This window comes from Thioalkalicoccus limnaeus (assembly GCF_041197575.1).
Classification (GTDB): Bacteria; Pseudomonadota; Gammaproteobacteria; order Chromatiales; family Chromatiaceae; genus Thioalkalicoccus; species Thioalkalicoccus limnaeus.
The window spans coordinates 238,481-256,806 of sequence record NZ_JBDKXB010000001.1; the positions used below are offsets into that span (position 1 = coordinate 238,481).

Annotated in this window: 19 protein-coding genes; 16 read left to right on the forward strand and 3 right to left on the reverse strand. The window is 65.4% G+C overall.

Going from position 1 to position 18,326, the window contains the following annotated elements; genetic code table 11:
* Window positions 1-12 precede the first annotated feature (12 nt).
* The 16 genes from fabD (at window position 13) to ABC977_RS01285 (ending at window position 13,585) form a co-directional block, all read left to right on the forward strand.
* The gene (fabD, locus tag ABC977_RS01210) at window positions 13-960 is read left to right on the forward strand and encodes an ACP S-malonyltransferase (RefSeq protein ID WP_369665396.1); all 948 of its coding nucleotides are present in this window, start codon (window positions 13-15) and stop codon (window positions 958-960) included.
* A complete protein-coding gene (gene fabG, locus ABC977_RS01215) occupies window positions 950-1,693 on the forward strand; it encodes a 3-oxoacyl-ACP reductase FabG (protein ID WP_369665397.1) in 744 nt (247 codons plus the stop codon). Before fabD ends, fabG begins: the two co-directional genes overlap by 11 nt.
* Before the next feature lie 225 nt (window positions 1,694-1,918).
* The gene (gene acpP, locus ABC977_RS01220) at window positions 1,919-2,155 is read left to right on the forward strand and encodes an acyl carrier protein (RefSeq protein ID WP_369665398.1); all 237 of its coding nucleotides are present in this window, start codon (window positions 1,919-1,921) and stop codon (window positions 2,153-2,155) included.
* A 206-nt stretch (window positions 2,156-2,361) separates the two neighbouring features.
* Window positions 2,362-3,600 (forward strand): beta-ketoacyl-ACP synthase II, encoded by a 1,239-nt coding sequence (gene fabF / locus ABC977_RS01225; RefSeq protein ID WP_369665399.1) that lies wholly within the window; start codon window positions 2,362-2,364, stop codon window positions 3,598-3,600.
* A gap of 25 nt (window positions 3,601-3,625) precedes the next feature.
* The gene (gene pabC / locus ABC977_RS01230; protein ID WP_369665400.1) at window positions 3,626-4,465 is read left to right on the forward strand and encodes an aminodeoxychorismate lyase; all 840 of its coding nucleotides are present in this window, start codon (window positions 3,626-3,628) and stop codon (window positions 4,463-4,465) included.
* A gap of 8 nt (window positions 4,466-4,473) precedes the next feature.
* Window positions 4,474-5,487 (forward strand): endolytic transglycosylase MltG, encoded by a 1,014-nt coding sequence (mltG, locus tag ABC977_RS01235; RefSeq protein ID WP_369665401.1) that lies wholly within the window; start codon window positions 4,474-4,476, stop codon window positions 5,485-5,487.
* Window positions 5,488-5,514: 27 nt separating this feature from the next.
* Window positions 5,515-6,150: a dTMP kinase gene (tmk, locus tag ABC977_RS01240; RefSeq protein ID WP_369665402.1), complete on the forward strand. Its 636-nt coding sequence runs from the start codon at window positions 5,515-5,517 to the stop codon at window positions 6,148-6,150.
* A gap of 97 nt (window positions 6,151-6,247) precedes the next feature.
* Window positions 6,248-7,195 (forward strand): DNA polymerase III subunit delta', encoded by a 948-nt coding sequence (holB, locus tag ABC977_RS01245; protein ID WP_369665480.1) that lies wholly within the window; start codon window positions 6,248-6,250, stop codon window positions 7,193-7,195.
* Entirely contained in the window at window positions 7,196-7,552 is a 357-nt protein-coding gene (locus tag ABC977_RS01250; RefSeq protein WP_369665403.1) for a PilZ domain-containing protein, read from the forward strand.
* 70 nt (window positions 7,553-7,622) lie between these two features.
* On the forward strand, window positions 7,623-8,411 hold the full coding sequence (locus ABC977_RS01255; RefSeq protein WP_369665404.1) for a TatD family hydrolase: 789 nt from the start codon (window positions 7,623-7,625) through the stop codon (window positions 8,409-8,411).
* A gap of 26 nt (window positions 8,412-8,437) precedes the next feature.
* Window positions 8,438-10,285 carry a dihydroxy-acid dehydratase gene (gene ilvD, locus ABC977_RS01260; protein ID WP_369665405.1) on the forward strand — a complete coding sequence of 616 codons (1,848 nt, stop codon included), beginning with the start codon at window positions 8,438-8,440 and terminating at the stop codon, window positions 10,283-10,285.
* A 100-nt stretch (window positions 10,286-10,385) separates the two neighbouring features.
* The gene (locus tag ABC977_RS01265) at window positions 10,386-11,222 is read left to right on the forward strand and encodes a class I SAM-dependent methyltransferase (protein ID WP_369665406.1); all 837 of its coding nucleotides are present in this window, start codon (window positions 10,386-10,388) and stop codon (window positions 11,220-11,222) included.
* Window positions 11,210-11,656, forward strand: coding sequence for a ribonuclease HI (gene rnhA, locus ABC977_RS01270; RefSeq protein ID WP_369665407.1), 447 nt, complete (start codon window positions 11,210-11,212; stop codon window positions 11,654-11,656). The genes ABC977_RS01265 and rnhA overlap by 13 nt, the downstream gene beginning before the upstream one ends.
* A 98-nt stretch (window positions 11,657-11,754) precedes the next feature.
* Complete coding sequence (locus ABC977_RS01275) at window positions 11,755-12,426, forward strand: protein-L-isoaspartate O-methyltransferase family protein (RefSeq protein WP_369665408.1); 672 nt, start codon at window positions 11,755-11,757, stop codon at window positions 12,424-12,426.
* 10 nt (window positions 12,427-12,436) lie between these two features.
* A complete protein-coding gene (locus ABC977_RS01280; RefSeq protein ID WP_369665409.1) occupies window positions 12,437-12,757 on the forward strand; it encodes a rhodanese-like domain-containing protein in 321 nt (106 codons plus the stop codon).
* A gap of 249 nt (window positions 12,758-13,006) precedes the next feature.
* Window positions 13,007-13,585, forward strand: a complete 579-nt coding sequence (locus ABC977_RS01285; RefSeq protein WP_369665410.1) for an isochorismatase family protein — start codon at window positions 13,007-13,009, stop codon at window positions 13,583-13,585.
* A gap of 197 nt (window positions 13,586-13,782) precedes the next feature.
* Here ABC977_RS01285 and ABC977_RS01290 read toward each other — a convergent pair whose 3' ends face one another.
* The 3 genes from ABC977_RS01290 to ABC977_RS01300 are packed head-to-tail and all read right to left on the reverse strand — an operon-like array spanning window position 13,783 to window position 18,308.
* The gene (locus ABC977_RS01290) at window positions 13,783-14,799 is read right to left on the reverse strand and encodes an MlaD family protein (RefSeq protein WP_369665411.1); all 1,017 of its coding nucleotides are present in this window, start codon (window positions 14,797-14,799) and stop codon (window positions 13,783-13,785) included.
* Between the two features lie 45 nt (window positions 14,800-14,844).
* Window positions 14,845-15,726 (reverse strand): transglutaminase family protein, encoded by an 882-nt coding sequence (locus ABC977_RS01295; protein ID WP_369665412.1) that lies wholly within the window; start codon window positions 15,724-15,726, stop codon window positions 14,845-14,847.
* Entirely contained in the window at window positions 15,723-18,308 is a 2,586-nt protein-coding gene (locus ABC977_RS01300; RefSeq protein WP_369665413.1) for a circularly permuted type 2 ATP-grasp protein, read from the reverse strand. The genes ABC977_RS01295 and ABC977_RS01300 overlap by 4 nt, the downstream gene beginning before the upstream one ends.
* Between the last annotated feature and the right edge of the window lie 18 nt (window positions 18,309-18,326).

The window sequence follows — 18,326 nt, forward strand, 5'->3', positions numbered from 1 at the left end:
CAGATCCAGACCATGGCGTCATCACTCGCTTTTCTATTTCCAGGTCAAGGTTCGCAGTCCGTCGGGATGCTGAAGGCATTGGCGGCCGCGTGGCCGGTCGTTGGCGAGACCTATGCCGAGGCGTCCGATGTCCTCGGCTACGATCTTTGGCACCTGGTCGACGAAGGTCCGAAATCGGAACTCGATCGCACCGCGGTGACCCAGCCGGCGATGCTTGCGGCCGGGGTAGCCGTCTGGCGAGTCTGGCGGAGTGCGGGTGGACCTTGGCCGATCTGCGTCGCCGGCCATAGCCTTGGCGAATACAGTGCGCTGGTGGTGGCCGAAGCGATCGACTTCCGTGACGCCGTAGCCTTGGTCGCTGAGCGCGCCCGCGCGATGCAGTCCGCGGTGCCGCCTGGGGACGGGGCGATGGCCGCGATCATCGGGTTGTCGGACGCGGAGGTTGTTGATCTGTGTGCGACTCAGGCCCGCGGAGAGGTGCTCGAAGCCGTCAATTTCAATGCCCCGGGGCAGGTCGTGATCGCCGGCACCAAGGCCGCCGTCGACCGAGCCGTGGTCGCCGCCAAGCCCGCCGGGGCCAAGCGAGCCTTGCCATTGCCCGTCAGCGTTCCGTCGCATTGCGCCTTGATGCGGCCGGCGGCCGAGGCACTCGTCGGGCCTTTGGCATCGATTCCGGTTGCCGCGCCGCGCATCCCGGTGCTGCATAATGTGACAACGGCGCCCGAGTCGGCGCCCGACCGGATTCGTGAGCTCTTGGTCCGGCAACTCTTCAGCCCAGTCCCCTGGGTCGGGACGATGGAGCGTTTGGCGAAACAGGAGTCGGTGACGCTGGCGGTCGAGTGTGGCCCTGGTAAGGTGTTGACCGGTCTCAGTAAACGTGTGGAGCCGGCGGTGCCGACGCTGCCGGTCTATGACCCCGATACACTTGCGTCCGCGCTGGAGGTGGTCAATGCGGCTTGATGGTGAGATTGCGCTGGTCACTGGGGCCAGCCGCGGGATTGGTCGAGCGATTCTCCTCGAGCTCGCGTCGCGGGGGGCGGCCGTGGCGGGCACGGCAACCACCGAAGCTGGTGCGTCGGGTATCGCCGAGCGCTTGTCCTTGGCTGGCTACACCGGTCTCGGCCTGGTGCTCGATGTCGCCGATCAAGCCTCGTGCGAGACCGCGGTCGAGCGCGTGGCGACGGCCCTCGGTGCGCCGACGATCCTGGTCAACAACGCCGGTATCACTCGTGACAACCTGCTGATGCGCATGAAGGACGACGAGTGGTCGACGGTGATCGAGACGAATCTGACTTCGGTGTACCGACTCTGCAAGGCCTGTCTTCGGCCAATGACCAAGGCCCGCAAAGGCCGAATCGTCAATGTCGCGTCGGTGGTCGGGGCGACGGGCAATGCGGGACAGACGAATTACGCGGCGGCCAAGGCGGGCATGGTCGGTTTCACCAAGTCGTTGGCCAGGGAAGTCGGCTCGCGCGGCGTCACTGTGAACTGTATCGCCCCCGGTTTTATCGATACCGACATGACCCGTGAGCTGCCCGATGCCCAGCGCGGCGAACTGCTCAAGGGGATCCCGTTGGGCCGGCTCGGGCAGGCCGACGAGATCGCTGCGGCGGTGGCCTTTCTGGTGTCGCCGGCGGCCGGGTACATCACCGGAGAGACTTTGCATGTCAACGGCGGAATGTATATGGCCTGAGATCTCGATGCGCGACGCCGGAGCAGCGGCGTGGCGCGACGCGCGCGTCGCCAGCAGGTTTCAACTGTCGAGCTCCCCGCGCCGTCAGGTTAAGCTATTTGTATCAGTCGCTTAAGCCTGCTGCGCGATAAGGCTGGCGCCTTTCATCGGGCGCCGAATGTCACTAGAATACCCCGGACCCGAGCTGCGGGTTTTGGCCTTCCAAATTGATGAGGATTCATTGCAATGAGCAGCGTCGAAGACCGAGTGCGTAAGATCGTTGTCGAGCAACTGGGGGCGAAGGAGGAGGATGTGACCCCTGAAGCATCGTTCGTCGATGACCTGGGCGCCGACTCCCTGGACACCGTGGAATTGGTGATGGCCCTCGAGGAAGAGTTCGAAACTGAGATCCCCGACGAGGATGCGGAGAAGATTACGACCGTTCAGCAGGCGATCGACTATATCAATGCGCATCTAGGTTGACGACCTCGCCGCAAGGGCCGCGCCTCGGCTTGATTGAAGCCGGCCCGACGACACGCGCCACCGGCGGTTGCCGCGCGCCGAGAACCGCGACAGGTCCGCGGGCGGGACGGCCGACCAAATATCCGATGGGCAGTCTCTGCTCCACTTCGACGCGCTGATCGCAAAGGCCGGTCGCGCGCGTCACGATTCGATCTCAGGTGAATCACATGGCAACAAGAAGGGTAGTGGTGACTGGATTGGGCCTTGTGTCCCCGGTCGGTCTGGATGTGCGATCTGCGTGGGAAAACATCCTGGCTGGCCGCAGTGGTATCCAGCCCATTACCCATTTCGATATCGCCCCATTCAGTACCCGCTTTGGCGGTCCGATCTATGGGTTCGATCCGACGCCCTATATCTCGAAGAAGGAGCTTCGCAAGATGGATCGCTTCATCCATTACGGCATCGCCGCGGGCTCGCAAGCCATCGAGGACTCGGGTTTGGAGATCACCGAAGCCAATGCTCGCCGCATCGGGGTCGCGGTCGGATCCGGTATCGGCGGTATCGGCGGTATCGAAGCGAATTACGAGGCCTACCGTACCGGTGGGCCGCGCAAGATTTCGCCGTTCTTCGTCCCCGCCAACATCATCAACATGGTGGCTGGCGATCTGTCGATCAAGTACGGGCTCAAGGGTCCGAACTACTCGATCGTGTCCGCGTGCAGTACGGGTTCGCACAATATCGGTGAGGCAGCCTTGATGATTCGCCATGGGATCGTCGATGTCATGGTCGCCGGCGGGGCCGAGATGGGTACGACCCCGGTGGGGCTCGGAGGCTTTGCCGCGGCGCGCGCCCTATCGACGCGAAACGATGATCCCGAAGGGGCCAGTCGTCCGTTCGATAAGGACCGCGATGGGTTCGTGTTGAGCGATGGCGCCGGGGTCGTCGTCCTCGAAGAGTACGAGATGGCCAAGGCCCGGGGTGCCAAGATATACGCAGAACTGGTCGGCCTCGGCATGAACTCGGATGCGTACCACATGACGGCGCCATCGGAGAATGGTGAAGGTGCGTGCGATTGCATGCTGTTGGCGATCAAGGACGCCGGACTCGACGTGACCGATATCGATTACGTGAATGCCCATGGCACCTCGACGCCGGCCGGCGACATCGCCGAGACCCGGGCGATCAAGGCCGCCTTCGGTGACCACGCCTACCAACTCGCGGTCAGTTCGACGAAATCGATGACCGGGCACATGCTGGGCGCCGCTGGCAGTGCCGAGGCCATCTTCAGCATCCTCGCGATTCGCGATCAGGTGGCGCCGCCGACGATCAACTACCAGACGCCGGACCCCGATTGCGACCTCGACTATGTGCCGAACACGGCGCGCGAGATGCGGTTGGACGTGGTGCTCAGCAACTCGTTCGGCTTCGGCGGCACCAACGGCACATTGGTGTTCCGTCGCGTCTGACCTCTGGCCGCTCTGCGGTCTCGCCGTGGTCGGGGCGCCGCTGCGAACCTGGGTCGATGGCGTCCCCGATGATCGGGTGTCGGTCTTCGATCGCGGCCTTCATTATGGCGATGGCCTGTTCGAGACATTTCGCGTGCAACATGGCCGGCCGTGTCTATGGCGGGATCATCGGCGGCGCCTCGCGTTGGGCGCCCAGCGGCTGGGATTGCCCGATTTGGACACGGACCGATTGCTGGCCGAGGTCCGGGCGCTGTCCGCAGATCGGCCCTTGGCCGTGGTCAAGCTCCTGGTGACGCGTGGCGATGGCGGGCGCGGTTATCGTCCGTCCCGCGATGCCCGGCCTCGACGGATCCTGAGCCTCTACCCGTGGCCCGACCACCCACCGGCCTGGTCGGCGCAGGGTGTCGATGTGATCCTGTGCCAGACCTCGGTGAGCGAACAACCGCGACTTGCGGGAATCAAACATCTCAACCGGCTGGAGCAAGTGCTGGCGCGGGACGAATGGGATGATCCGGCGATCGCGGAGGGATTGATGGCGGATGCCGATGGACGGCTTGTCGGCGGTACGATGAGCAATCTGTTTCTTGTGCTCGGGGATCGCCTCGTCACCCCGTCGCTGGACCGGGCGGGGGTCGCCGGTACCGTCCGCGCGGCCGTGATTCGCGAGGCGCCGGCGCTGGGATATGTGATCGTCGAAAGGGGCGTCGAATTGGCCGACCTGTTCGCCGCCGATGGCGCCTTTTTGACCAACGCCCTCATCGGTTGCTGGTCGATTCGCCGGGTCGGCGGCCGCGACCTCGGGCAGGCTCCACTGCTCGTTGCCCTGGCGTCGTCGATCCGCCGGCTCGCAGCGACCCCGGATTGATGTCAGACATGAAGCGACGTTCGCTGATGCTTTGGGTCGCGGTGCCGATTCTGCTCGTCGGGGTCGCCATCGGCCTGCTGAGCCTCGACCATCGGCTGTTCGTGAACCGGCCCTTGCCGCCGAACACGAGCGAACCCTATTTCGAGATCCCGCGCGGGGCCTCGCTGCGCCAAATCGCGGAGCAGTTGGTCGCCGAGGGCTATCTGACCGAACCTTATCGATTTCTTGCGCTTGCCCATCTCTCGGGTCACGCCGGGCGCCTGAAGGCCGGGGAATACGCGTGGGGCGAGGGGACGACACCCCGGGCCTTATTGGAACGGCTGACCACCGGTCGTGTGGTCCAGCACTCGATCACCCTTGTCGAAGGATGGACCTTCCGGCGGGTTCGCGACGCCTTGGCGGTGGACGAGCGTTTGACCGGCGAGCTCGCTCAGTTGACGGATCAGCAGATCATGGCCCGGCTCGGGCGGCCGGACCAGCATCCAGAGGGTCTGTTCTTTCCGGATACCTATCTGTTCACGCGGGGTACGCCTCGAATCCAGATCCTGCAGCGTTCACTGGAGCGCATGGACCAGGTTCTGGCCGAGGAATGGGCGCGTCGGACGCCGGATCTTCCGCTCGCGACGCCCTACGAGGCGCTGATTCTGGCCTCGATCGTCGAGCGCGAAGCCGCCTTGGCGTCGGAGCGGGCCGAGATCGCCGGAGTGTTCGTGCGCCGGCTCAGGATCGGAATGCGGCTGCAGGCGGATCCGACGGTGGTCTATGGCCTCGGCGATGAGTTCGAGGGTCGCCTGCGGCGCGTCCACCTGCGTGACGACAACCCCTATAATACCTATGTCCGCGCGGGTTTACCGCCGACCCCGATCGCGCTGCCGGGGCGCGCGGCGATCGCTGCGACACTCGATCCGGCCGACGGCGAGACCCTCTACTTCGTCGCGCGCGGCGATGGCAGCCACCATTTTTCGAGGACGCTGAGTGAACATAATCAGGCCGTCCGGCGCTATATCCTCGGCCAGGAATGACCTGGTCGGGGCATTCGTCGTCAGTCGATGAACGAGCGAGGACGTTTCATCACGCTCGAAGGGATCGAAGGGGCTGGGAAGTCGACGCAGGCCGCGGTGGTCTGTGATCTGCTCACCGAACAGGGCCGCGACCTGGTGCGCACGCGCGAACCGGGCGGAACCGAGATGGCCGAGCGAATCCGAACCCTGCTGCTCGATCCTGCGCATCAGGGGATGTCGGCAGAAGCCGAACTTCTCCTGCTGTTCGCGGCCCGCGCCGAACACCTGGCGCGTACCATACGGCCGGCGCTGGCGGCCGGTCGCTGGGTCGTCTGTGATCGCTTCACCGATGCCACCTATGCCTACCAGGGCGGCGGTCGCGGCCTGGACAGCGCGGTCATCGGCTGCCTCGAGAAGCTGGTGCAAGGATCGTTGCGACCCGACTTGACCCTGTTGCTCGACCTGCCTGTGGCCGTCGGGTTGGCGCGCACGCGCGGGCGCGCCGCGTTGGACCGCATCGAGACCGAGAACGAGGAGTTCTTCGATCGGGTGCGCGAGCATTACCGGCAGCGCGCGAGGCTCGAACCGGCCCGGATCCGGCTGATCGATGCGGGCGCGGATCTGACAGCCGTGACGGGATCGGTGCGCAGGGTGCTCTCCGAATACCTGGCCTGCTGTGATTGACGGGCCGGCCGCTACAGGTGGTCAGGGCGCGGTCGATGGGGTTTCGGCTTTTCCCCATCGACCTCCGCCTTGGACCCTGCCCGCATGGAGCGCCCTGATCCGAGCCCACCGGGCCGACCGGATGCCGCATGCGTTGCTGATCACGGGACCCGCCGGTATCGGAAAAGGGGTCTTCGCCAGGGCCCTGGCCGAGGCCTTGCTCTGCGTCGCTGCAACGGACGAGGGGGTGGCCTGCGGTGGCTGCCCCGAGTGCCGCCTGTTGGCCGCTGGGAATCATCCGGACGGCCTGTGGGTCGGCCCCGATCCGGATGCCAAGAGCCCGGAGATCCGCGTCGACGTCATTCGCGACCTGATCGATCGGGAGGGATTGACGTCGCATCGGGGGCGATACAAGATCGTTGTGATCCAACCAGCGCATCAACTCAATCGTGCGGCGGCCAACAGTCTGCTTAAGACCCTGGAGGAGCCGTCAGCGAGCACCCTGATGCTGCTGGTCAGCGAGGCGCCCGGTCGTTTGGCGGCAACGGTGCGCAGCCGCTGTCAACGGATCCTCCTGCCGCTGCCGCACGAGGATCTTGGTCGCAAGTGGCTGGCCGGTCGGGCCAAGGGCGCGGATGCGCGGCTTCTGTTGCGTCTCGCGCATGGGGCACCGTTCGGCGCACTGGCGCTGCTCGAAGATGGCTTGCTCGAACGCCGCGACGCCCTCTTCGAGGGTTTTGTCGAGGTCCTGAACGGCGTCCGTGACCCGATCGCCGAGGCCGAAGCTTGGAACATCTCGGACGCAAGGCTATCATGCGAGTGGTTGGCTGGATGGATCAGCGACATCCTGCGGCTCGCGGCGGCCCCGGATCCTCGTCATCTTGCTCATCCGGACAAGGCCGAGTCCTTGGCGGAGCTGGTGCCAAGGATCGACCTGAGATCGGCGCATCGCTATTTGCAGGACGTCTACCGTGCCGGTGCGCTGGCTGGAACCACGGTCAACAAACTTTTGCTTCTGGAGTCGCTTTTGATCGGCCTTGCGAACCTGCGCCGACCCCGGTGTTGAATGGAAACGAGTTCCTTCGGTAGCCAACAGCGGATCCTGAGCTTCGCGATCCGCGATAAACAGGCGTTGTTTCAAGCCTTCATGCCTTTTGTCGAGAATGGTGGGCTTTTCATTCCGACCACGAAGCGTTATCAACTCGGCGATGAGATCTTCCTGCTCCTGCAACTGATGGACGAGCCGGAGCGGATCCCGGTCGCGGCCAAAGTCGTCTGGGTCACGCCCCCCGGCGCCGAAGGCAATCGTGTCGTCGGGGTCGGTGTGCAGTTCAGCGACCAGGACAAGGGGCTTGCACGCCGAAAGATCGAGGAATATCTGGCCGGCCTGTTGAACGCGGAACGTCCAACCCACACGATGTGATCGACAGCGGCGTTTCGCGGCCTTCACCGGCGACCTTTCCATCACCGCGTCGGCGCGGCCCCTTGCGATCATGTTTGCCGATTCACATTGTCATCTCGACTGCATAGACCTGAGTCCCTACGGCGGCGAGTTCAGCGGCCTCGTCGCGGCCGCCGAGCGGGCCGGTGTCACCCGAATGTTGTGCGTGGCGATCGACCTGCGCCGGTTTCCGGCGATGCGCGCGCTGGTCGACCCCTATCCGCGAGTGCTGGTATCTGTCGGGGTGCATCCGAATGCACCGGATGACCAGGAACCATCCGCCGACGAGCTGATGGCCATGGCGGCCGATCCGCGTTGTGTCGCGATCGGGGAAACCGGCCTCGATTTCTTTCGTGACAAAGGTGATCCGGGTTGGCAGCGGGTGCGCTTTCGGCGCCATATCGAGGTCGCCAGGGCGATCCAGAAGCCGCTGATCGTGCATACCCGGTCGGCCCGGGACGACACGTTGCGGTTGCTCATCGAGGGGCGCGCCGACGAGATCGGCGGCGTGATGCATTGTTTTACCGAAGACTGGGACATGGCGAGACGCGCGCTCGATCTTGGATTCCATATCTCGTTCTCCGGCATCGTCACCTTTCGCAATGCGGCCGAGTTGCGCGAAGTCGCGCGCCGCGTGCCGCTCGATCGACTACTGATCGAAACCGATGCCCCCTATCTGGCCCCGGTGCCCCACCGTGGCCGACCGAACGAGCCCAAGTACCTCCCGGCCGTGGCGCAGTGCATTGCCGACCTGCGCGGCCTCGATCGGGACGAGGTCGCGCGGCGCACAAGCGACAACTATCAGCGCTTGTTCGGTGACATCGGCGCGGGTCCACTTTAAGACAACCACCAGGAACAGCTACCACGATGCCCCAATATCGCTCGCGCACCACGACTCATGGCCGCAACATGGCCGGCGCCCGCGCGCTCTGGCGCGCCACTGGGATGAAGGACGGCGACTTCGACAAACCCATCATTGCAGTTGCCAATTCGTTCACGCAGTTCGTCCCCGGTCACGTCCACCTGAAGGACTTGGGGCAACTGATCGCCCGCGAGATCGAGCGGGCTGGCGGCGTCGCCAAGGAGTTCAACACCATCGCGGTCGACGATGGCATCGCGATGGGTCACGCCGGGATGCTCTATTCCCTCCCGTCGCGCGACATCATCGCCGACTCGGTCGAATACATGGTCAATGCCCATTGCGCCGATGCGTTGGTGTGTCTGTCGAACTGCGACAAGATCACCCCCGGTATGCTGATGGCGGCATTGCGGTTGAACATCCCGACGGTCTTCGTGTCCGGTGGTCCGATGGAGGCCGGCAAGGTGATCCGCGGCGGGCAGGAGCGACATCTGGACCTGGTCGATGCGATGATCGCGGCGGCCGATTCGGCCCAGACCGACGAACAGGTTGCCGAGCTGGAACGCTCGGCCTGCCCGACCTGTGGATCCTGTTCCGGGATGTTCACGGCCAATTCGATGAATTGCCTGACCGAGGCGTTGGGGCTGAGTCTGCCGGCGAATGGCTCGCTGCTCGCGACCCACCGCGCGCGCGAGGCGCTGTTCCTCGAAGCCGGGCGTTTGGTCGTCGAGCTCGCCAAACGGTATTACGATCACGATGACGAGCAGGTGCTGCCACGGGCCATCGCGTGTCGCGATGCCTTCGAGAATGCAATGAGTCTCGATATCGCGATGGGCGGCTCGACCAATACGGTCCTGCATCTGCTTGCGGCCGCGCACGAGGCTGGCGTGGATTTCACGATGGCCGATATCGACCGGCTCAGCCGCCGGGTGCCGAACCTGTGCAAGGTCGCGCCGGCGACGTCCTTGTATCACATGGAGGACGTCCATCGCGCCGGCGGCGTCTTCGGGATCCTCGGTGAACTGGACCGGGCCGGTCTGATCCATCGCGCGGTGCCGACCATCCATAGCCCGTCGCTCGGCGAGGCGCTCGATCATTGGGACCTCGCGCGCACCGACGACGAGGCCGTCCGGCGGCGCTATCTCGCGGCGCCCGGTGGTGTGCCGACGCAGGTTGCCTTCAGTCAGGACCGTCTGTGGGAGACACCGGACATCGATCGGACGAGCGGCTGTATCCGCGATCTCGAGCACGCCTACAGCCGCGATGGCGGGCTCGCGGTCCTCTACGGCAACCTCGCCGAACAGGGCTGCATCGTCAAGACCGCTGGTGTCGATCCAGACAACCTGATCTTCAGCGGTCCGGCGCGGATCTTCGAGAGCCAGGAGGCGGCCGTAGCCGGCATCCTGGGCGGCGAGGTCGAGGCCGGCGATGTGGTCGTGATCCGTTACGAGGGGCCAAAGGGCGGGCCTGGTATGCAGGAGATGCTCTATCCGACCAGCTACCTGAAGTCGAAAGGACTCGGCAAGGCGTGCGCGCTGATCACCGACGGCCGTTTCTCCGGCGGTACCTCGGGGCTGTCCATCGGCCATGTGTCTCCCGAGGCGGCCGAAGGCGGGCTGATCGCGTTGATCGAGCCGGGCGATTCGATCTTGATCGACATCCCTCAGCGATCGATCGAACTTCAGGTCGATGAGGGGGTCCTGGCCGAACGGCGCTCCGCGATGCTCGCGCGTGGTGCCGCTGCCTGGCAACCGCGGGGACGGCAACGCCCGGTGTCGACCGCGCTTCAGGCCTATGCCGCCTTCACGACCAGTGCGGCGCGCGGCGCGGTTCGGGATCTATCGCAATGGCGTTGAGCCCCCTTCATCCCGGATCCTGCTCGATCAGGGGCCTCCCCGGTTACGCGTCTCGGGTAACCGGGATCGCCGATCGGTGCCTGTCGCGGGGTTGACGTCGATGGACTGCCGAGCGCCAGGCGAGGCCCTCCAGCAGCTCGAGGAATGGTTCGCGACCCCCCTTGGTCAGGAATTGGCCGCGATGGAGGTCGCGTGTCTCGAGCGCATGCTGCAGGACACCTTCGGCTATTACCTGCTTCAGGTGGGACTCACCGAGGTGCTCGATGGGGCCTTGGCGCGAACGCGCGTGCGCCACCGCATCCGGTTGCCCGACGGCCACCCGGGTGCTCGTCGGAACGATGGCGGTCCGGCGCAGATCGTCGTCGATCCTTGTCGATTACCGATTGCCAGCGACAGCATCGACGCCGTGGTCTTGCCCCATTTGCTGGAGTTCGCCGTCGATCCACGGCAGGTGTTGCGTGAAACCGAGCGCGTCCTGATCCCGGAGGGACGGGTCATCATCGTCGGGTTCAACAATCTGAGTTTGTGGGGGCTGCGGCGGTTGGTGATGCGCCAGCAGCGGCGTGTCCCCTGGTGTGGTCAGTTCCTGACGCCGTTTCGCGTCGGCGATTGGTTGTCGCTGCTCGGGTTCGATGTCGAGATCGACGAACGCATGATGTTCCGTCCGCCGTGGCGCCGCACGCTGTTGCGTCACCTGCCGTTTCTCGACGTGGTTGGTCATCGGCTGTGGCCCGCGTTCGCGGGCGTCTATGGGATCCGTGCGGTCAAACGCGTCTCGACGCTGACGCCGTTGCGCCCGTCGTGGCGGCAACGGCGAGCGTTATTGACGGGGCGGCGAACCGTCGAGCCGACGGTGCGGAGAACGCCGCGCCAGAAGGCTTCGGGCAAGGCGCACGAAGGTCGATCGAAGGACACCTCGCGGCAATGTCCCGGATGATCGAGATCTACACTGATGGTGCCTGCAAAGGGAATCCGGGACCCGGCGGCTGGGGGGCCTTGCTGCGCTGGGGCGAGGTCGAGAAGGAACTGTTCGGGGGCGAGCCGAACACGACCAACAACCGGATGGAGCTGATGGCCGTGATCATGGCCCTCGAGGCCCTGAGGCGGCCGAGCAAGGCCCGCATCGCCACCGATTCCCAGTACGTCAAGCGCGGTGTCACCGAGTGGATGGCGCGCTGGAAACGCAACGGCTGGCGAACGGCCGCCCGTGAGCCGGTCAAGAACCAAGACCTCTGGGAGCGGCTCGATCGGGCCATGGCGCAGCACGACCTGGTCTGGCAATGGGTTCGAGGCCATGCCGGGCACCCGGATAACGAGCGGGCCGATCGGCTTGCGAATCGGGGCACGGCGCAGATCCTCGCTCGACGCTAGGGAGGGGTCGCCCGATCGCCGTGCGTCTGGCTTGCCTCCCCGAGGCAAAAGACATTACCCTTCGCTTATCGATTTCAATTCTAATCATAGGGAAGCGCATGGTCGAGGTCCGTCATACCGATCGAGCCCGGTTCAATATGGTCCAGCAGCAGATTCGGCCCTGGGGTGTCATCGATGATCAGGTGCTGGAGACGCTCGCCGCCGTGCCGCGGGAGGCTTACGTGCCCGAGGCCTATCGGGGTTTGGCCTATGCCGACATCGAGATCCCGTTGGGGCCATCGGGGCGCGTGATGTTGGCCCCGAAGGTCGTGGCGCGCTTGCTCCAGGCTCTGCGGGTCGAAACGGGCGAGCGCGCCCTCGAGATCGGCACTAGCCACGGCTATGTCACCGCCTGTCTTCGACATCTCGGCGCTCGTGTGGTCGTCGTCGAACCGGATGAGGAGCTGGCTCTATCGACCAATGAGCGACTCGTCGGCCTGGGCGATGCTGTCCTGGTGCGGTGCGCCGATGGCCTGACCGAACCGGTCGATGGCGGACCTTTCGATGTCATCGTCGTCAACGGGTCGCTGCCGAGCCCGGCGCAGGCCGCTGGTCTGGAGACCCAGTTGGCGATCAATGGGCGTCTATTCGTGATTCTGGGTCGGCCGCCAGTCATGAAGGCGCTGCGGGTGACCCGCGTCGGGGAGCACGACTACCGGCGGGATTCGCTGTTCGAGACCTTCGCACCTGGGCTGGCGCCGGTGTCGGCGACCGATGCGTTCGTCTTCTGAGGTCGCGCCGATGCGTCAATGGACCCCGGTCGAACTGGAGTCCCGCCTCGAGGCGCTGGAAGCGCCCCCGATGCTGCTCGATGTGCGTGAGCCCTGGGAATTCGATATCTGTCGCATCGCGGGGTCCGTGCTGGTTCCCATGCAGCAGCTACCGAGCCGGATCGGAGAGCTGGACTGCGATCGGGAAACGGTCGTCATCTGCCATCACGGCATTCGCAGCTACATGGTCGCACGCTATCTGACGCATCAGGGTTTCGCGCGGGTCTTCAATCTGCAGGGCGGGATCGCCGCCTGGGCTCGCGATGTGGATCCGTCGATGCGCGTCTATTGACGTGGCGGGCGAGGCGGTCCGTTAGCCTGACCGGCTTCCCGGATCGCGGTCCATCCTGTCCTGGGCGAAGGAGGCCGGCCGTAGAACCCGCGCGTGATCCGCGCGGTTGGTCCTTGATCGAGCGTTTGCTTGCCTTGGCCCCGAGGCCGGGATCTCAGGTCGCACCGGCCCCGGCTCGCGCCGGGCGCTTCGCAGAGTCGTGCGGACCGCCCGGCGTTGGTTCTGATCAACAATGGAGCACACCGAATCATGAGTATCCACCAGGCCGATCTTCCGCTGTGTCAGAGCAAATTCTCGCTGCTCCTGATCATCGATGCCCAGGAGAAGCTGGCCGCCGCGATGCCGCCGGCGGAGTTGGCCGACACCATCGCCAACATCAACCGGCTGTCGAGCGCGGCTCAACTGCTCAGCGTTCCGATCATCTGGGCCGAACAGAACCCGCAGGGGCTCGGCCGGACGGTCGAAGCGATCCGGTGTCACCTGCCGGCGGATGTGGCGCCGACCGAAAAGACCTGCTTTTCGAGTTGTACCGCCGGGGGCTTCGAGCGGGCCTTGACCCAGGAACCGAGTCGCAAGCAGGTGGTACTGGTCGGTCTGGATGCCCATATCGGGGTGTTGCAAACGGCGTCCGGCCTGCGGCGATGGGGCTATCAGGTCTTCGTCGCCGCTGATGGGATCTGCTGCCGCAGACCAGAGCACAAAGACAATGCGCTCGAGCGCATGCGCGATTGCGGCTTGCATGTCGCGAGTACGGAATCGATCGCCTTCGAGTGGCTCGCCGATTCGACACACGAGCGTTTCCGCGAGGTCCTGGCCTTGTTCAGATGAGGGGCTCTCAGGTCGGCGCTGACGACGCCAGCGCCTTCGCTGCGGGGGCAGGGATCACATCTCTACCCGCATCATGGTGGCGTCGTTCCGGTGGCGGCGCAACGGATCGGCGATGCGCATCGCGGCGCCCTTCCTATCCGTCAGGCCGGATGTCGATCGGTCGCGGAGGCTCCGCCGCGTGTCTGCCGGTCGCCCTGTCAGCGCCTTTTGCCGTGCAGCAGGGCTTCCGGATGACGTTCGAGATAGTCCGCGAGGAGCCTCAGCGATCGGGCGGCGGCACTGGTTTCGGCCAGGGCCTGTTGCAGGCGTTGCCGTTCCGGTGACCGATCGCCGAGCAGATGCTCGAGTTGTGCCACGCCGCCGCGGGCCTGTTCGAGCGTCTTGTCGGCGGTCTCGGCGGCGCGGATCAAACGGGCCACCAGCTCGCCGGCGGGCCCCTGCTCGAGGTCAAGTGTCACCCGGGCCTGCTCCATGGCGCCGGCGGTGGCGTCGGCCGCCTCCAGCAGGCTCGCGAGGAGGGGGTCGATCTGGGTGTCGATTCGAACGGCGATCTGCTCGGCGGCCGTGGCGGTGCGTTCAACGGCGGCGAGGATCGATGGGATCTCCTCGGCGGTGGCGAGTTCGGCGATACCGTCGAGGGCTGTCGTGATCTTGGCGATGATCTCCTCGAGCGGCAGCGTATCGATCGTCCGGCCCAAGCGCTGGATCCCCGTTTCCGTCGTCGCGATCTGCGGGTAGGGTGTCGGCAGGTCGACCTTGGTCGCGGGGCTGTCCGGAAAGAAATCCAGGTTGACATACAGTTGGCCCGTCAACAGGCTTTGCAGGGCCAGATGGGCGCGGATGCCGCGTTCGTCGAAGACCTCGGCCAATTCCTCGTCGTTGAAGTCGTCGGTGCCGAGCAGTCGGCCGTCGGCGGCATGAAACTGGCCGTGCGAGATCTGGATGGCGACCACCATGTTGACGGCTTCGAGGCGACGATCGTGGGCCTCGATGACCGGATTGATCGAGGTGACCTGGCCGATCGGAACGCCACGGAAGGCCACGGGTGCCCCGACCGAGAGGCCATGCAATGAACTGTCGAACACGACGACGAATTGCCGAGCTGGTTGAAACAGCCGGCCGCCGCTGAGCACCAAGGTCAGGCTGATAGCCAATATCACGGCGCCGATGACAAAGGCCCCGATCACCGCCGGGTTGGCCTTGCTTCTCTTCATGTGTCTCCTTATCCAGCGCGCCTCGAGCGGGATTGGACCCCCGAATTATCCGGAGCCCACTCTGTCGACATCGACCGCGACCGTGAGTTCGTGCGTCGCACCGCCATAGAAGACCCCGCGCAGCGGCGCCACGTCCTGGTAATCACGGCCGATCGCCACGGTGACATATTGCTCTTGGGCGGCCTGATCGTTGGTCGGATCCAGGTCGACCCAGCCCAACCCCGGGATCAGCACCGCAAACCAGGCGTGCGAGGCGTCGGCCCCGCGGAGCTTCGCCTGGCCGGGCGGCGGCCGCGTCTCGAGATAGCCGCTCACATAACGGGCGGCCAGACCGCGGCCTCGAAGCGCAGCCAATGCGACGTGAGCGAAGTCCTGACAGACTCCGCGGCGGTGTGCGAGGACTTCGTCGAGCGGCGTGGTGATGGTCGTGAAGGCCGGGTCGTATTCGAAGTCGCGATGGAGGCGTCCCATCAGATCGAGTGCCGCCTCGAGTATGGGGCGGCCGGGTCGAAACGACGGCGCCGCGAACGAGTTGGCTTCGGACGACAAGGGGACCTGATTCGAGGCCAGCGTGAACAGACGGGCATCGATGAGACGAGTGTCTCGCCCATGCTTCAGGGCACGAACCACCTCCTCCCAGGGTGGCGTAATGACCGGATCAGGCCAGGTGGGCGCCCTGATCTCGACCTCGCTTTGGGCCGTTACCTCGAGCGATGAATGGCTCTGTTGGATCGAGAAGTAATTCACCCGGTTGCCGAAGAAATCGATATGCTCGCGTGCGACGGCGGGCCAGGGGTCGACCCGCACCTGGGCTGTCAGGGTGCGTTGTCGTTCCGTGTCGCGCGGTTTCAAACGCGCCAAGCTGTGGCACAGCGAGACCGGATCCGTGTATTGGTAACGGGTGACGTGGGTGACGCGCAGCCTCATTGCGGCCCCCGGCCGACCCGGCCCAGCAGTGCGTGGGGCTGTTCCTCGTGGCGGAAGTACTGCGCGGTCAGCGCGTCCGACACGGCAGCGAGCTGATCGGATAGTTGACCCAACATGCGCCGCAGCGCGACGCGTTTGGTGCCGGTCCGATCCGGCTGAATCAACCGGTCGATCTCGACCAGACGAACGCCGGTCAGGCTGCGCAGGATCAGGCGCTCGATGCTGCTGCGACCGGCCGCCATTTCACCGCGCGGCATCTGGCGGCAGACTCGTTCGAGCTGTACGAGTTGGTAGGCCAGCGAGCGGGGGTTCGTTTCGTCCTGGAAGACCAGATCGAGCAGGGCACCGACACGGGTTCCGGCCTGGTAGCGTCGTCGGTAGGTGATCAGGCTGTCGGTGATGCCGAGCACCGCCTCGATGAGCAGGTGCTCTTCGTGTTCGCGTCCGATCCGCGACAGGGTCCCACGCAGCAGCGTCGCCGTGTTGAGGCCGCGCTCCAAGCGGCGGCCGGCCTCGAGGAAATTCCAGCCCTCGTTGTGGGTCATGTTTTCGTGCGTCAGTGCGGAAAAGGCAACGAGTGCGGTCACCAGCGGATCCAGCTCATCGAGCGCTGGGCCGAAGTCGCGTGGTGGGCGACGGGTCAGCGCGCGCAGGTGTTCTTCGATGTCGTTGATCACCCGCCAGGTGTCGACCGACAAGCGCTCGCGCACCGACCAGGCGGCCTGACCCAAGGCTTGCAGCGTCTGCGGCAGGCCGCCGAGGCGCTCCGGGTCGGCGATCAGCGACAGCATCTCCGGCATCGGATCGCGCAGCCGCTCCTCGAAACCGTCGCCGACGAAGCCCGGATAGGCCTGGCTTTGGTGCGTCAGGGCCTGGAGCAACGAGGGGACACAACTGGTCAGGTCATCGGTGGCCGCATAACCCTGTCGTTCCGACAGTTTGAAGATGGTGATCCGCAGGAGCCGGACCAGGCCCTCGGCGCGCTCCGCGTAACGGCCGATCCAGAAGAGGTTGTCGGCGACCCGACTGGAGACCTCGCTCTCTTGCGCGACTGCCGGCGCGAGCAGATCACCTGTCCCGAGCAGGCTCTCCTGGCGTTCCGGTTCGGATGCCAGGACCCAGGTGTCCTTGCCGATGCCGCCCAGTCGGCTGCTGATCATCGGCGTATCCTGCTCGAAGGCGACCCGGCTCAAGCCTCCGGGCATCACCGTGTAGCCCTGTTCCTCGGCGACCAGAAAGGTCCGCAGCACGGTCGGGCGCGGTTCGATGCGGCGCCCGATCAGTGCCGGTGCCGTGGACGGAACGATGTGCTCCTGCGCGACGAAGCGGTCGGGTTCGGCCTGGATGCGGGCGACCAGTGCGGCGCGCTCGGCCGGATCCATCCGGCCGGGAAACAGGCAACGCCGCCCCGGCGGATTCCCGGCCGGCTTGATCACCAAGGTCTCCAACTCGTCGAGCACGCGGGCCATGTCGGCCTGTTCCCCGCACCACCAGGTCGGGATATCTGGCAACAAGAGATCCTCCCCGAGCAGGTGCTGGCACAAGCGCGGGAGGAAGGCCATCAGGCCCGGGTGTTCGAGGACGCCGCTGCCGAGTGCGTTGGCCAGCGTCACATTTCCGGCGCGCGCGGCCTGCGTCAGACCAGGCACGCCGAGATGCGAGTCCTCGCGCAGTTCGAGCGGGTCGCACCAGAGGTCGTCGACGCGGCGCAGCACTGCGTCGATGCGCTCCAGGCGACCGAGCGTCCTCAGCCACAGCGCGCCGTCGCGCACGGACAGGTCGGCCCCCTGGACCAGGTTGTACCCGAGATAGTTGGCGAGATAGGCGTGTTCGAAATAGGCTTCGTGACTCGGGCCGGGCGTCATCATCACGATCCGTGTCGGCGGTGTGCGCCGCGCTGCGAGCCGCGTCAGGGCGCGGCGTACCGAGCGATAGAAGCCGGCCAGCCGATGAACGTGGGAATCGCGAAACAGCGACGGCATCACGCGCGACAGCACGACGCGGTTCTCGAGTGCATAGCCGGCCCCGGACGGGCACTGCGTGCGATCGCCGATGACGCGCCAAGCTCCATCCGGCGTGCGCGTCAGGTCGACGGCGTAGTCGACCAGCGGTTGATCGTCGGTAGCCGGAACACCGTGACAGGGGATCAGATAACCCGGGTAGGCGTCGATCAAGGTCGCCGGTAACAGTCCCGCGGTGATCAGCTTGCGCGGTCCATAGAGGTCGCTCAGGATCAGGTTCAGGAGCTCGGCGCGCTGAATCAACCCCCGTTCCAGTGTGGCCCATTCGTCGCTGCGGATCTGCAGCGGCAGGAGATCCAGTTCCCACGGGCGTGACATACCCTCCGTGTCGCCGTAGGCGTTGTAGGTGACGCCGTTGTCACGGATCAGGCGCCGCGCGTCGCGCCAGCGTTCCTCGATCCCGTCCGGGCCGAGCGCGCGCAAGACCTCGATCAGGTACTGCCAATGAGGGCGGACCTCGCCGTCCGCGGTCCGCATTTCGTCGTAGACACCGGCCACGGGCCGGTAGTCGTCGACAAGTCGAGTCGGCCCCCCGGATAGGGCGGCGGTTTGCGGCGGCATGGAGACACCTGGTTCGAG

What these genes read in the sequence shown, in the direction of transcription:
- ABC977_RS01250 (WP_369665403.1), top strand. Translation starts at nt 7,196, where the DNA reads ATGGAAACGAGTTCCTTCGGTAGCCAACAGCGGATCCTGAGCTTCGCG.
- ABC977_RS01265 (WP_369665406.1), top strand. Translation starts at nt 10,386, where the DNA reads ATGGACTGCCGAGCGCCAGGCGAGGCCCTCCAGCAGCTCGAGGAATGG.
- ABC977_RS01290 (WP_369665411.1), bottom strand. Translation starts at nt 14,799, where the DNA reads ATGAAGAGAAGCAAGGCCAACCCGGCGGTGATCGGGGCCTTTGTCATC.
- ABC977_RS01280 (WP_369665409.1), top strand. Translation starts at nt 12,437, where the DNA reads ATGCGTCAATGGACCCCGGTCGAACTGGAGTCCCGCCTCGAGGCGCTG.
- ABC977_RS01300 (WP_369665413.1), bottom strand. Translation starts at nt 18,308, where the DNA reads ATGCCGCCGCAAACCGCCGCCCTATCCGGGGGGCCGACTCGACTTGTC.
- fabF (WP_369665399.1), top strand. Translation starts at nt 2,362, where the DNA reads ATGGCAACAAGAAGGGTAGTGGTGACTGGATTGGGCCTTGTGTCCCCG.
- ilvD (WP_369665405.1), top strand. Translation starts at nt 8,438, where the DNA reads ATGCCCCAATATCGCTCGCGCACCACGACTCATGGCCGCAACATGGCC.
- mltG (WP_369665401.1), top strand. Translation starts at nt 4,474, where the DNA reads ATGAAGCGACGTTCGCTGATGCTTTGGGTCGCGGTGCCGATTCTGCTC.
- ABC977_RS01275 (WP_369665408.1), top strand. Translation starts at nt 11,755, where the DNA reads ATGGTCGAGGTCCGTCATACCGATCGAGCCCGGTTCAATATGGTCCAG.
- tmk (WP_369665402.1), top strand. Translation starts at nt 5,515, where the DNA reads ATGAACGAGCGAGGACGTTTCATCACGCTCGAAGGGATCGAAGGGGCT.
- fabG (WP_369665397.1), top strand. Translation starts at nt 950, where the DNA reads ATGCGGCTTGATGGTGAGATTGCGCTGGTCACTGGGGCCAGCCGCGGG.
- ABC977_RS01285 (WP_369665410.1), top strand. Translation starts at nt 13,007, where the DNA reads ATGAGTATCCACCAGGCCGATCTTCCGCTGTGTCAGAGCAAATTCTCG.
- acpP (WP_369665398.1), top strand. Translation starts at nt 1,919, where the DNA reads ATGAGCAGCGTCGAAGACCGAGTGCGTAAGATCGTTGTCGAGCAACTG.
- ABC977_RS01255 (WP_369665404.1), top strand. Translation starts at nt 7,623, where the DNA reads ATGTTTGCCGATTCACATTGTCATCTCGACTGCATAGACCTGAGTCCC.
- fabD (WP_369665396.1), top strand. Translation starts at nt 13, where the DNA reads ATGGCGTCATCACTCGCTTTTCTATTTCCAGGTCAAGGTTCGCAGTCC.
- rnhA (WP_369665407.1), top strand. Translation starts at nt 11,210, where the DNA reads ATGTCCCGGATGATCGAGATCTACACTGATGGTGCCTGCAAAGGGAAT.
- ABC977_RS01295 (WP_369665412.1), bottom strand. Translation starts at nt 15,726, where the DNA reads ATGAGGCTGCGCGTCACCCACGTCACCCGTTACCAATACACGGATCCG.